At 44.2% G+C, this 13068-nt stretch carries 16 protein-coding genes; 11 read left to right on the top strand and 5 right to left on the bottom strand.

The genetic code is table 11. From position 1 onward, the window contains the following. Window positions 1-13 precede the first annotated feature (13 nt). From AB4185_RS07560 to AB4185_RS07550, 3 genes are read left to right on the top strand one after another with little or no spacing between them, the layout of a single operon-like run. Window positions 14-403, top strand: a complete 390-nt coding sequence (locus tag AB4185_RS07560; RefSeq protein ID WP_017062271.1) for a hypothetical protein — start codon at window positions 14-16, stop codon at window positions 401-403. Window positions 404-431: 28 nt separating this feature from the next. Next, on the top strand, window positions 432-1505 hold the full coding sequence (locus AB4185_RS07555; protein ID WP_017062270.1) for a methyltransferase: 1074 nt from the start codon (window positions 432-434) through the stop codon (window positions 1503-1505). Window positions 1506-1528: 23 nt separating this feature from the next. Further along, window positions 1529-2770: an NAD(P)/FAD-dependent oxidoreductase gene (locus AB4185_RS07550; protein ID WP_017062269.1), complete on the top strand. Its 1242-nt coding sequence runs from the start codon at window positions 1529-1531 to the stop codon at window positions 2768-2770. Between the two features lie 128 nt (window positions 2771-2898). Here the strand turns inward: AB4185_RS07550 and AB4185_RS07545 are convergent, their stop codons facing one another. Together AB4185_RS07545 and AB4185_RS07540 are read right to left on the bottom strand one after the other, a co-directional pair. Then, entirely contained in the window at window positions 2899-3405 is a 507-nt protein-coding gene (locus AB4185_RS07545; protein ID WP_017062268.1) for a hypothetical protein, read from the bottom strand. Between the two features lie 139 nt (window positions 3406-3544). Beyond that, complete coding sequence (locus AB4185_RS07540) at window positions 3545-4678, bottom strand: flagellar assembly protein FlgT (RefSeq protein ID WP_017062267.1); 1134 nt, start codon at window positions 4676-4678, stop codon at window positions 3545-3547. Window positions 4679-4870: 192 nt separating this feature from the next. On the opposite strand from AB4185_RS07540, the gene AB4185_RS07535 reads away from it, so the two are divergent. Then, window positions 4871-5506, top strand: a complete 636-nt coding sequence (locus AB4185_RS07535; RefSeq protein WP_017064137.1) for a FlgO family outer membrane protein — start codon at window positions 4871-4873, stop codon at window positions 5504-5506. Window positions 5507-5515: 9 nt separating this feature from the next. After that, window positions 5516-5947 (top strand): flagellar assembly lipoprotein FlgP, encoded by a 432-nt coding sequence (gene flgP / locus AB4185_RS07530; RefSeq protein ID WP_017062265.1) that lies wholly within the window; start codon window positions 5516-5518, stop codon window positions 5945-5947. A gap of 257 nt (window positions 5948-6204) precedes the next feature. Here flgP and AB4185_RS07525 read toward each other — a convergent pair whose 3' ends face one another. The 3 genes from AB4185_RS07525 to flgA form a co-directional block, all read right to left on the bottom strand. Next, window positions 6205-6630: a flagella synthesis protein FlgN gene (locus AB4185_RS07525; RefSeq protein WP_017064136.1), complete on the bottom strand. Its 426-nt coding sequence runs from the start codon at window positions 6628-6630 to the stop codon at window positions 6205-6207. A gap of 66 nt (window positions 6631-6696) precedes the next feature. Beyond that, the gene (flgM, locus tag AB4185_RS07520; RefSeq protein ID WP_017062263.1) at window positions 6697-7014 is read right to left on the bottom strand and encodes a flagellar biosynthesis anti-sigma factor FlgM; all 318 of its coding nucleotides are present in this window, start codon (window positions 7012-7014) and stop codon (window positions 6697-6699) included. A gap of 178 nt (window positions 7015-7192) precedes the next feature. After that, a complete protein-coding gene (flgA, locus tag AB4185_RS07515; RefSeq protein ID WP_372135270.1) occupies window positions 7193-7939 on the bottom strand; it encodes a flagellar basal body P-ring formation chaperone FlgA in 747 nt (248 codons plus the stop codon). 77 nt (window positions 7940-8016) lie between these two features. Between flgA and AB4185_RS07510 the strand changes: the two genes are divergently transcribed. The 6 genes from AB4185_RS07510 to flgE all read left to right on the top strand — a co-directional run bounded on the left by AB4185_RS07510 (window position 8017) and on the right by flgE (window position 12936). Beyond that, the gene (locus AB4185_RS07510; RefSeq protein WP_017066180.1) at window positions 8017-8943 is read left to right on the top strand and encodes a chemotaxis protein CheV; all 927 of its coding nucleotides are present in this window, start codon (window positions 8017-8019) and stop codon (window positions 8941-8943) included. Between the two features lie 11 nt (window positions 8944-8954). Beyond that, window positions 8955-9782: a protein-glutamate O-methyltransferase gene (locus AB4185_RS07505; RefSeq protein WP_229647685.1), complete on the top strand. Its 828-nt coding sequence runs from the start codon at window positions 8955-8957 to the stop codon at window positions 9780-9782. 255 nt (window positions 9783-10037) lie between these two features. Further along, the gene (gene flgB / locus AB4185_RS07500) at window positions 10038-10433 is read left to right on the top strand and encodes a flagellar basal body rod protein FlgB (protein WP_004736175.1); all 396 of its coding nucleotides are present in this window, start codon (window positions 10038-10040) and stop codon (window positions 10431-10433) included. A 4-nt stretch (window positions 10434-10437) separates the two neighbouring features. After that, window positions 10438-10851 (top strand): flagellar basal body rod protein FlgC, encoded by a 414-nt coding sequence (gene flgC, locus AB4185_RS07495; RefSeq protein WP_004736176.1) that lies wholly within the window; start codon window positions 10438-10440, stop codon window positions 10849-10851. 17 nt (window positions 10852-10868) lie between these two features. After that, window positions 10869-11582 carry a flagellar hook assembly protein FlgD gene (gene flgD / locus AB4185_RS07490; protein ID WP_010439286.1) on the top strand — a complete coding sequence of 238 codons (714 nt, stop codon included), beginning with the start codon at window positions 10869-10871 and terminating at the stop codon, window positions 11580-11582. 49 nt (window positions 11583-11631) lie between these two features. Next, on the top strand, window positions 11632-12936 hold the full coding sequence (gene flgE, locus AB4185_RS07485) for a flagellar hook protein FlgE (protein ID WP_017062260.1): 1305 nt from the start codon (window positions 11632-11634) through the stop codon (window positions 12934-12936). Window positions 12937-13068: the final 132 nt, after the last annotated feature.

The following is a 13068-nucleotide window of genomic DNA, read 5'->3' as shown; positions in this document are numbered from 1 at the left end:
ATAAGGAATTTAAATGAAATTACTAAAAATAGCAGTTTCAATGTTATTCATATTCGTTCTTGCAGGATGTGGACGCGTCCAACCTGTAATGAATGTTGAGGATACTCCAGTTGCACTGAATCTTCAAAGTAAACAGGTTAAATCAGCTATTTCTGAATCTGCTGAAAATCGAGGCTGGTTGGTTTCAGAAATAAAGCCTGGTTTGATCCGCGCTGAATTGTATGTTCGTTCGCACCACGCTGTGGTTGAAATTCCTTATAGTGATAAGTTTTACTCTATTCTTTACGTTGAATCAGAGAATTTGAAGTACGACGATGGTGAAATACACCGTAATTACAACCGTTGGGTTAATAACTTAAACGTTGATATTAAACGTAAGCTTGCGCAAATGGCAGCTGAGTAACTCTCTATTATTTAAAGTTAGGTTTTTCGTGTCGGAATATAAATTAGATCCATTCAACGCATTAGAAGCAAAAACAGAAGCGCAGAAATTGTCTTTCGCTCCGATTGTTTTTCATACTGCTCGTACACTTCGTGATTTAGGCATTTTGAAAGCGTTAGATGACGCGGGCAACGAGGGTTTACCAGCAGAGTCTATCTCTGAATCGACCGGTGTCTCTGAGTACGGCGTTAAAGTCCTGCTCGATATGGCGTTAAGTGCTCATATTGTGACTTGGGAAAAGCCTAACTACAAAATGGCTAACCTTGGTTTCTACCTTCTGCATGATGGTATGACTAACGCAAACATGGATTTCACAGCCGATGTTTGTTATGCCGCGATGATGCATCTAACAGAAGCGATTGAAGAAGGCACACCTGCAGGCTTGAAAGAGTTGGGTGATTGGGAAACCATTTACCAAGGCTTGTCTCAATTGCCAGAAAAAGCAAAAGAGAGTTGGTTCAAGTTTGATCACTTCTATTCGGATCGCTCGTTCCCTGTGTTACTTGAAAAAGTCTTCAGCAAGAAACCTAAGTCGCTGGTGGATATCGGCGGCAACACGGGTAAGTGGGCGATGCAATGCTGCAACCATGATGCGGACGTTGAGGTGACGATTGTTGATTTGCCACAGCAGCTAGAAATGGCAATGGCAAACGCGGCAAAGCATGGTCATCAAGAGCGAGTCACGCCATTCCCAGCGAATATGCTCGATAAACAGCAAACTCTGCCAACGGGCGCGGATGTTTGGTGGATGAGTCAGTTCCTTGATTGTTTCTCGCCAATGGAGATTCTGAGCATATTAAAGCGCGTTCGCTCTCATATGTCAGAAGATGCGACTGTCTATATCCTTGAACTGTTTTGGGATTCACAGAAATACGATGCGGCTTCTTATAGCTTAAACGCGACGTCTCTCTACTTTACCTGCTTGGCCAATGGCAACAGTCGTTTTTACCGCAGTGAAGATTTCTTAGAGATTGTTGAAGAAGCGGGCTTTGAAGTGGTAACGCGTACCGACGATATCGGTCTTGGTCACACGCTTCTAGAATTGAAAGCTGGCGCGCAATAAAAATAACAAACATGGCTTAAATAATGAAAAAACTATCAACTCAAGTGGTGATCATCGGAGCTGGGCCATCAGGGTCTATTGCTGCGTCTTTACTTCATAAAAAAGGCATCGATGTTCGAGTGATTGAAAAGAGCGTATTCCCTCGCTTTTCTATTGGTGAAAGCCTATTACCAGCTTGTATGGAAGTGATTGAACAGGCTGGGATGACTGACGCAGTGATCAACGCTAACTTCCAATACAAAGATGGCGCTGCCTTTCGCAAAAATGGCGTTTATACGGCGTTTAATTTTGAAGACAAGTTCTCTTCTGGCCCTGGAACTACGTTTCAGGTTCAGCGAGGTGCCTTTGATAAGGTTTTGGCAGATACGGCTGAGGCGCAGGGTGTCTGCATTGATTACCAACATGAGTTAATGGGCATTAATTTCACCGACGACAGCACCATTTTAGATGTACAAGTGCTGGGTGGAGAGCGTTATCAGATAGAAGCGCAATACGTTCTGGATGGCAGTGGTTTTGGTCGAGTGCTACCAAAAATGCTTAACTTGGCAGAGCCGTCATCGCTCCCTCCACGCAAAGCTATTTTTACGCACATTAACGATCATATTGCAGAGGTGGATACCGATCTTGAATATGACCGAAATAAAATTCTTATCTCTGTACATCCAACCAACCCTGATGTTTGGTATTGGTTGATCCCGTTTAGTAACGGTGTCTCTTCGTTTGGTGTCGTAGGAGAGCCTAAGTTCTTTGAGTCCTATCCAGAAGACAAGATTGCTGCAATTAAACAGCTGGCAGCGGAAGAGCCGGGCTTGGCTGAGATACTGGCAAGCGCCGAGTATCCAAACCCTGCGGGTGAAATTGGTGGCTATTCTGCCAATGTAAAACATTTGGCGACGGATAAGTACGCGTTGCTTGGCAATGCCGGCGAGTTCCTTGACCCGGTGTTCTCGTCAGGCGTGACGATTGCGATGAAGTCGGCACAGTTTGCGGTTGAGTGTGTCGAAAAGCAACTTAACGGTGAGAAGGTAGATTGGGAACGCGATTATGCCGCTCCTTTGATGGTTGGTGTAAACACCTTTAGAACGTATGTTGAGGGGTGGTACTCAGGTACTTTGCAGGATGTGATTTTCTATCAAGATCCAAATCCAAAGATTAAGCAGATGGTGTGCTCAATTCTGGCGGGTTACGCATGGGATCAAGCCAACCCTTATGTGAAAGAGTCTAAGCGCCGATTGGCGACACTGGCTGAGATATGCCGAAACTAGGTAATCGATTTTGTATGTAGCAATACTCTAAATTGCCACGATGGATCGTCATAAATTAAAAACAGCCGCAATGTGCGGCTGTTTTTGTATCTGAAAAATATGGGCGGTCAGCTTAATCGGATTTAAGCCTATTTTAAGTCGATGCTGTTCAATCGTCCCATAAATATAAGTAGATCAATTACGTCTTTGTGAGCATCAAGCAGCGCACGTTTGGTTTGGCTATAAGCTGCAAGTCGGCCGTGCTTTCTGATTGAACATACCTTGGTTTTGTACTTGTAGTCACCATTCTCAGAGAAGACGCGCCACTTAGCGATGTAGCACTCGTCGCGGTGCTCAGGATCACTCTGAGTTGGATTTGGCTTGAATACAATTTTGGGTTCTAAACTATGAGGCAGGCGCGTCATTAGGTAGGGCTCTTTGAGGACTTTGGGCCAAAATTTACCCCAAAGCTGTCTGCCCAGTTCATCTCTTAATTTAATGGTTTTCTTTAGTGCTTTGTCTTCACCCATACGAACAAAACCGACCGACCGATGCAGCACCGTATCTTCGGGAGTATGGATGTGGATCTTAAAAGCGGTTTTACCTTTCGAGATAAAGCGGTAACCGGTAGCACCAATTAGATTATTCTGACTCATAGTTTGCTAAGTGATGATTATGTTATCAATAAGATTACGCCAAATACTGCAAAACCGAAACTAATACCCATGAAAAAAATAAAGCCTTAGCATCTTTGCTAAGGCTTTATTAGAAACTCTGAGACGAGAGTGTCGCTAACTACATGATTTTCTGCATCACATCACCAATTTGAATGCTTCCGGCAAGGCTTGGCTGATCAATCGTGAGTTCCGCTTCGTTTTCGTAAACGCGAGAAACCGTTAGGGTGATGTCGCTTTGAGAAACCTTGTTGCGTGGCAAACCGCGTTGGTCGATAAACGAACCTGTGTGCCACAGTTGCAACTTGTCACCTTGTTGTACGCCATGCATTCGACCTAAATCAATGGTCACAGTGTTACCAAATACCGCTGCCACCTCTGGAAGGGTGATCTTACATGACACTTCCGATTCTAAGTCCAACATAATATTACGGCTAACACGCAGCATCATGCTGCCGTAGGTTGATGCCCAGAAACGGGCACTGCGGGTGTCGACTTCACTGGTCTTAGCAAATGGCCACTTTGCCACTTCACGATAGCTACGGTTGTAAACCTGATGTCCTGTTTTACCATCGAAGACTTGCATCTCTAACGCAAACTGACGATTGATGATGTCGTCTTTCAAAAGCTTGGACTCGATGGTCGCGGTTAAATCGGTAATGTCGCCACCAATGATGTATTGTGCGCCAGTGTCTTGGGCGATCATCTTGATCACTTCAGGTCGACGTTTGTCGATGTCGTAATTGGTCGTGCCAACGGAAACAAAGCTGCGAGACTCTTGCGCCAGCTGTCGATCTACGACATGACCAAAATCATCACCGATGTTATAGATTCTGCCCATTACAGCTTGCTGTGGGGAAGTCACATCGATGTTGCCGACCAAAAATGTCTTCTTATATTGGCTCTCATGGCAAGCATTTGCCGAAGGATAGATATCGATCCTTGCGGTGATCATTATATTGCCACTGCGTTTTTTCTCTTTTTCTACCAAGATGTAGCGCACTTCATGATTGGTAAATTGAAACTCTTTTTTGTTTGCGTCGAGGTAGGGCGTGAGGTTGGCAATGCTACCAATGTCGGCTCCTGAGAACTGGATCGCTTTATATACCGCGTCTTCCAGAGCATGGACCCTTGCCGTTTCCTCTGACGATACGATGGCTGCGGTACCGGTAACCTCATACCAAGAGGCATGAGCACTGAAGCTTATGGTTATCAGTGAACTTATTGAAAATAAGTAAGAAATTATTTTTTTCATCTATTCGTTACCAGTTGGGTATAAATATTGCTTAACAAATAACTATAAGCTTGAAGCTGACTTAAGTGCGTTTTTCTTAATCTGAACCATTAATGAAAAGCAAAGACTGTTCCAACATTGTAATCCATTGAAAAGAATAATGGTGAGAACATATTGGAACAGGTGGCACTAAAACTATCTGGAGATTAGAGAATGAAAAAATGGCTCGTAGTAATGAGTGTCATGTTACTGACATCATGCGCTTATTCGCCGATCTATAACGGCAAGTCTGAATATTCAGGCAGTCAGTTTATGTTGATGGACAGCCCTCGTCATACCATGGATTTTTTTGTGGAAAGTATGACTGAAGATTTGATCATTTCGAATACAAGTATTTCAGCGAGAACGCCAATAGCAATTACTTCGTTTGTGGACCTGCAGCACATGGACACAACGAACTGGCTAGGCAACTCGGTATCAGAAGGCTTCATTCATCAGTTTCAGCGTCGTGGCTTCAAGGTGGTTGATTTTAAAACTACTGGCTCTATCCAAGTGACTCACCAAGGTGACTTTGCGTTGAGCCGCGATTGGAAAGACTTAGCTCAAGAGCAAGACGTACAGTATGTACTGACAGGCACCATGCTTCGCCAAGAAGGCGGTGTACTAGTAAATGCTCGTGTTGTTGGCATGCAAACTCGCATTGTCGTGGCGACGGCACAAGGCTTCTTGCCTGCAGACCGTATTGGTCGTGACCTAGATACTCTAAACAGTATTCGAACTCAAGATGGCGTTATCATTCGTTCTGACCCAACGATCAGCCAGCCTTATACTGTTATTCTTCGCCCTTAGGAGTTCGAGATGAAGAAGTTAATATTTGTTGTTGCCGCTTTACTGCTTGTTGGCTGTCAGCCACTGCAAAACATGAGGCCAGACGACTACTTAGTCGCCGTTGGCTACGCGAGTATCAGTGAGCAGAAAGGACGTAACGATGAAGAAAGACGTATCCGTGCGATGAGAGCTTCTAAGATCGACGCCTATCGTGAACTTGCAGAACAAGTTTACGGTATGCGAGTGAGTGGTCGGGCAGAGTTGGAAGATCAACGCCTTGGTACGGAACGTACTTCTGGTGCGGTTGATGGCGTAATCCGCGGTGCAGAAGTAGTACGCAGCTACCCTGTGGGCGATAGCTATGTTACTGAGCTTCAGCTTGATATCCGTAAGATGGAACAGCTACGTAATTACGGTGAAGTTCAACCTGTACCTGAAAAGAGACAACAAACGCTGTTCTAGCCCAAGGGGCGTCTAGCGATAGGACTATCCAGTTATATTGGCTGCTTTCGTTTTCCAGATGGCGTATCGGCAACCAATAACTAATATGAATGTAAAAGCGGCAAGTATGAAAATACTTGCCGCTTTTTTGTTTATCGATTTTGTCAGGGCGTTCAAAGGCTGATTAGGTGTTTTAATAAAAGATAACGACAGGAATAGTCTGAGATACAGATAAACGGTTAACAAGGGGTATTACTGAAGAGGAAGAGTTAACTTAACTAGGCTTTTACGTTGGTTCCCAGCGTAGAGATAGTATGCGTTTGACCACCGGCATTGTAGGTCATGCCAATTTTTCCGTGACTTTGCTGCATCATATTGCTGAGTTTTTTGAAGCTAAGGTGCGCTCGATTTAAGGCTTCGCCATTCACAAGGTTCGCTTGCTGGCAATCGTGCACTATGGACTGGATCTTAGTGACTAACTGAGCAAGTTCAGGGTTCTCGGTCAGTTCTGAGATATTGGTATGGGCTGCGATTCGCTGATCGGTTGATCTTAGTTGTTCAACTAGGACCACTTTTTCTTTGGCGATTCGCTCAATATCGTTTGATTGTCGGCTCGTAATAGCGGTTTTCTCTGAACTTAGTAATTCAGATAAGGCTTTGGCATTTTGAAGTTGAAAATTAACTAAATCTGCTAGTGCCGCCATAACGTAAACCTATTCATAACCTCGTGTACTTTAAGACAATAACTTCAATGAAAAGTTAGTGTTTTCTTAAAGGCCTTTTAATTCATCTTCGAACTTGATCATGTTGTCAGCCAGTTTCTCTGGATCGACAGTGTATGAACCATTCGCAATTGCTTCTTTGATCGCTGCTACTTTCACAGAATCAAAGCTTGGCTGTGCTGCCATATCTTGGTGGAGCTGACCAATCGCTTTGCCTTGTTGGCTCAGTGAAACCGCATCTTTGCTTGCTGGTGATTTAGTTGATACATCAGAGCGTGATGCCTCAGAACTAGAATCAGAGCGTACTGCTGATCGGTTAGTGGTCGTTAGGGTTTGCCCTGAACGAATATTATCAATGCCTGCCATAGTTAAGCCTTTTTCTTCAAAAATGGGAACCTGTACAGTCAATATCGACCAAGGGTTCGAATACTTTAGCAATTTTTAGCTCAATAGTCGAAAAGGGACAAAACACCGCAGCCGTTATATTTGGCGTTAGAGTTGAGGGTGAAATCGCTAACGATACCGTCAATTTAGAAGTAAAGAGTTAAAAGTAAACCGTGACTTCAGACATGCTGGTAACAATCCCTTCAATTATACGCTGTGATTTATCATTTTTCACTCTTACTTGATCACCCATAGAGCCATCGGTAAGCGCAGTTCCTTTGGTGGTAATGGTCATGCCACCTTTTACTGCCTGTATGATAACCTTCTCGTTTCGGCACACGACACAGATATCACCTCTTTCTACAACATCGCCCGGTCTTAGGCTCTTTTTTACCTTAGCGCCGATGACCTGATGTGGAGCTGTGAAACCTTGGCGACGAAACTTGTTAAGAGAAATCATAGCGGTGGTGACATCGTATTGACCGACGATTTCGCCTCTCGCGAGTGAGCGAGTGGTGGTGACAAGAGGCACCGACATCGAAAGGCGCACCGGTACATAAACTCGCCACTCATCAGGAACACATTGAACTAAAACCGTAATACTGCTGCGGGTATTGGTGGTCGTTGAAGCGCTGGTCTCTAAAGGCACTGGGCAGTCTGTCGCTTTGATTCTTGAGTCAACATTTGCTGAATTAACAAAGAGTTCGCCACCTTGTGGCTGCTCAACTGTATCAAGGATATGTTGCTCCGCTGCAGACTGAATCATCTCAATTTGTTCTGGGGTCGCAGCTTGTACAAAAAAACTAAACAATATTGATAAAATGCCGATAAACTTAGCGACAGTTTTAAAAGTAGCTCTACACATTGCTATGGAAAGAGGTGGCAAATTTGTTTTATAATACGTCATTCCGTTTCTCTGGTGGTTCGTAGCCTGCAGTAGACTAACACTTTTTATACAAAAAAGTTTGATATGGAGATGAGCTCATGACGGGTATTCTTGATTCGGTGAATCAGCGTACGCAACTCGTCGGTCAAAACCGATTAGAATTACTAACCTTTCGCCTAATGGGGCGTCAGCGTTACGGCATTAATGTCTTTAAAGTAAAAGAAGTGCTGCAATGCCCTAAGCTGACAAAGATGCCAAACTTGAACCCACTGGTTAAAGGTGTAGCACACATTCGTGGCCAAACGATCTCTGTGATCGACTTGAGCTTAGCGATTGGTGGCCGTCCTACAACGGATATTGAAAAGTGTTTTGTGGTTATCTCTGAGTTTAACCGAACCATTCAAGGTTTCTTGGTAAGTTCAGTTGAGCGCATTATTAACATGCACTGGGAATCGATTCTTCCGCCGCCAGATGGCGCAGGTAGAGCTAACTACCTGACAGCGGTAACCAACATTGATAATGAATTGGTAGAAATTCTTGATGTTGAGAAGATCCTTGCAGAAATTTCTCCTGTTGATGAAACAATGGACAGCAAGATTGCTGAAGATATTGCGAAAGTAGAACAAGAGAAAGAACTGGTTCGCCGCATCTTGATTGCTGATGACTCGACCGTTGCTCGTAAGCAGGTTCAACGTGCTATTGAGTCGATTGGTTTTGAAGTTATCTCGGTGAAGGATGGTAAAGAAGCCTACGAGAAGCTGATACAGATGTCATCAGAAGGCAGTATTTACGATCAGATTTCATTGGTGATTTCTGATATCGAAATGCCAGAAATGGATGGATACACGCTGACTGCTGAGATTCGTCGTCACGCCGAACTTAAAGATTTATACGTAATTTTACACTCATCTTTGAGTGGTGTATTTAACCAAGCCATGGTTGAGCGTGTTGGAGCTAACTCCTTCATCGCTAAATTCAACCCCGATGAGCTTGGTGCAGCTGTAAAAGCTGCGTTAACTAACTAAAAGAGACATTAATGACTGCTATAACAATAAGTGATCAAGAGTATCGCGATTTCAGCCGTTTCTTAGAATCTCAATGTGGCATTGTATTAGGTGACAGCAAGCAGTATTTAGTGCGCAGTCGTCTAAGCCCATTAGTAACGAAGTTTAAGTTAGCTTCTTTGTCTGATTTGTTGAGAGATGTAGTAACAGGTCGAAACCGTGAGCTGCGTGTGGCTGCTGTCGATGCCATGACGACGAACGAGACACTTTGGTTCCGTGATACTTACCCGTTTGTTGTGCTTGCGGATAAGCTTCTACCGGAAATAGCGGCAAATAAACGTCCTATTAAGATTTGGTCTGCGGCAAGCTCTTCAGGCCAAGAAGCATACTCAATGGCAATGACGATTCTTGAAACTCAAGCTCGTAAGCCAGGTATGCTGCCAAATGTATCGATTACCGCAACTGACATCTCAGCAAGTATGTTGGATATGTGCCGCACTGGCGCTTACGACAACCTTGCATTGGGACGTGGACTTTCTCCAGAGCGCCGTCGTACTTTCTTTGAAGATGCGGGCGATGGCCGTATGAAAGTGAAAGATAACGTCAAGCGCATGGTGAACTTCCGCCCTCAGAACCTGATGGACAGCTATGCATTGTTAGGCAAGTTCGACATTATTTTCTGTCGTAACGTGCTGATTTACTTCTCGCCTGATATGAAGTCAAAGGTACTTAACCAGATGGCAAATAGCCTGAACCCTGGTGGGTACTTACTATTGGGCGCGTCTGAATCGTTAACAGGCTTAACCGATCGTTTTGAAATGGTTCGCTGTAATCCAGGCATCATCTACAAATTAAAGTAACGAGCGGCACCGATATTAGGTGTAAGGTTACCGTCTAAATTTAAAACCCAGCCAAGTGCTGGGTTTTCTTTTTCCTGCTTAAGCTATATCTTTAAGTCAGAGTGACATTCCAATTTACTCTATTTTTTGGCTTGTTTATTGCAAGTTTACCCACGAGTAACCTGTAAAAGCATTGATAGACCGCCTTGTTTCAAAAGTTGGTATATATATTGCTTTGGTTATTTTATAACAGTCAGTTCTTGAGTTGAGGTTTACATGGCTATTTCTTTTGACAATGCTTTGGGCATTCACCAGCACACAGTTGGTGTACGTGAGCGTAACGCTGAGGTGCTTTCCACCAATATCGCGCAAGCAAACACGCCTGGGTATAAAGCAAAGGGATTAGACTTTAAGAAATCACTGCAAGCGGCAAGTTCTGGGGCAAGCATTGGTCTTAGCCGTACAGATGGTCGGCACATTTCTGCCTCAACAACGGTGAACGGGGAAACGAAGTATCGCATTCCTACCCAACCTGATACAGGAGATGGCAACACGGTTGATTTGGATTTGGAAAGAAACCTTTTCATGCAAAACCAAATTAGGCATCAAGCCTCTCTCGACTTCTTAGGAAGTAAGTTCAAGAATTTAACTAAAGCGATTAAAGGGGAATAATTAGATGAGTTTATTCAATGTATTCAATGTGACTGGTTCTGCGATGAGTGCTGAATCTGTTCGTCTAAATACGACCTCGAGCAACCTTGCGAACGCGGACAGTGTAAGTAGTTCTGCTGAAGAAACTTACAAGGCTCGTCACGCAGTGTTCGGCGCTGAGTTAAATAAAGCACGCAACAGTGGTCACACTGTGCCTGTGAAAGTATTAGGTATTGTGGAAAGCGATAAGCCGCTAAGCGCGGAGTACAACCCGGATCACCCATTAGCGAACAACGAAGGCTATATCTACAAGCCTAATGTCAACGTTATGGAAGAAATGGCAAACATGATTTCGGCATCACGTGCGTACCAAACAAACGTACAGGTTGCTGACTCGAGTAAACAAATGCTGCTGCGTACGCTGCAGATGGGTCAATAAGGATAAGGAGGTAGCACATGGCTGGAATCAACAACAATGTTGGTCAAAGCGGCTTGTCCTATGTTGACCAGCTGAAGAGTCTTCAAGATGGCGCTAAAAAGCCCGACGAAACAACAGGTAAGCAGGATCTTAAACAAGAAGACTTCTTATCTTTGTTGACTAAGCAACTAGCACAACAAGACCCTTTCAAGCCGGTTAGCAATGACCAGATGATTGCGCAAATGGCTTCATTTGCGACCGTAGATGGCATTGGCAAAATGAATACACAGTTTGAAAGCTTGAATTCATCAATGACCTCTAACCAAGCTCTTCAGGCCTCCTCTTTAGTTGGGCGTGATGTATTGGTTCCTGGTGCGGCAGGTGTAAAACCCGGTGATGGCGGTATGGCGGCAATGGTTAAGCTTCCTCAGGCAATGGACAATGTAATGGTCCGTGTTGAGAACGAAGTTGGCCAATTGGTTCGCACATTTGATATCGGCTCTAAACCATCTGGTGATACACGTGTTGAATGGGACGGAAAAGACGAAGACGGTAACCCATTGCCGGCCGGTAAATACAACGTGAAAGCGTCGGGTTTGCTGGATGGCGAGAACACAGAGTTCCAAGTTTCCAGTTATGCGAACGTGAACAGTGTGCTTCTTGGTAAGGGCGATGGCAACGTACTACTCAATCTGGCTGGTTTCACATCGCCAGTACGACTTGCTGAAGTACTAGAAGTTGGTAAAGCGTAGCTCTTTATTGAGTGACTATGCTAGCTAGATAGATTAGGAGAATAATGGAATGTCATATGTAGCTTTAAGCGGCCTATCCGCTGCACAATTAGACCTTAATACAACCAGTAACAACATTGCGAACGCGAACACATTTGGCTTTAAAGAGTCTCGTGCCGAGTTTGGTGATGTTTACTCAAGCTCGTTGTTCACTAACGCAAAAACGACGGCAGGTGGCGGTGCGCAAGCTAGCCAAGTGGCGCAACAGTTCCACGAAGGTTCAAGTATTTATACGAACAACCCAATGGACTTACGTGTAAGTGGTACAGGTTTCTTTGCAGTATCTAAAGACCGCATGGTACCAGAGATTAACGAATTAACGCGTAATGGTGCATTTCACCTAAACAAAGACAACTACATGGTTACCGCTAATGATGAGTTTCTTTTAGGTTACGATGTTGATCCAAACTCGGGGGAAGTTCTTTCTTATGCGCCAAAGCCTCTCGACATTCCTGCTGAGTTTGGTAAACCAAAACAGACAGAAAACATTGAAGTAGGGGTTAACCTTCCTGCAAACGGTGATCTTAAAGACCCGGCTGCATTTAACTTCAAAGATGCTGATACTTATAACCGTGCAACGTCTTCGACGGTATACGATTCTATGGGTCAGTCTTACAAGTTAACGACTTACTACCTCAAAGATCAGACTCAACCAAACACTTGGCAAACGTACTACACCATGTCAGATGAGAACGGTGAAAAGCCGGTCAACATTACTGGTGGTGATGCGACGAATGCACAAGGTCATGTTGGTCACACAATGAAGTTCAACAATGACGGTACGTTAGCAAGCCTAAACAATGGTCAGCCGATTAACTCGGAACCACTGGGTGCTGGTGCGAACCCTATTGACTTGAACGGTGCTGATCCAACTCAAGTGCTTAAGTTTGGTCTAGATTCGTCAACTCAGTTTGCCGCTCCGTTTGAATTGACTAAGTTTGATGAAGATGGCGCGACAACAGGTTTCTTAACAAAAATCGATTTCGATGAGTACGGCAGTGTTCTAGGTACTTACTCAAATGGTGAAAACGTGATGCTTGGCCGTGTAGGCTTGGTTCGTGTACCAAATGAGCAAGGTCTGGATAAGAAAGGCGGTACTCAATGGGATTCTACCAACGACTCTGGTGACAAGATCTGGGGTGAATCGAACAAAGGTTCATTTGGTAGCATCAACAACGGCTCACTAGAGCAGTCGAACATCGATATGACTCAAGAACTGGTTGATTTGATTTCTGCTCAACGTAACTTCCAGGCGAACTCGCGTTCTCTAGAAGTACACAACCAGCTACAACAGAATATTCTTCAGATTCGTTAATCGTTTAAAGCGTTTGAATCATCTGCGAATACCCAATTCAATGTTATTGAATTGGGTATTGTTGTTTGTCTTTTTATTTGCCGCCCCTATTGCCGCCCGGTAATGCTACTGGCAACAATTCATTCCTCAATG

This window comes from Vibrio sp. 10N.286.48.F5 (assembly GCF_041469785.1).
In the GTDB taxonomy this organism is placed as follows: domain Bacteria; phylum Pseudomonadota; class Gammaproteobacteria; order Enterobacterales; family Vibrionaceae; genus Vibrio; species Vibrio crassostreae_C.
Note: the sequence above shows the minus strand (reverse complement) of the source record. Positions and strands in the feature narration are given on the sequence as shown.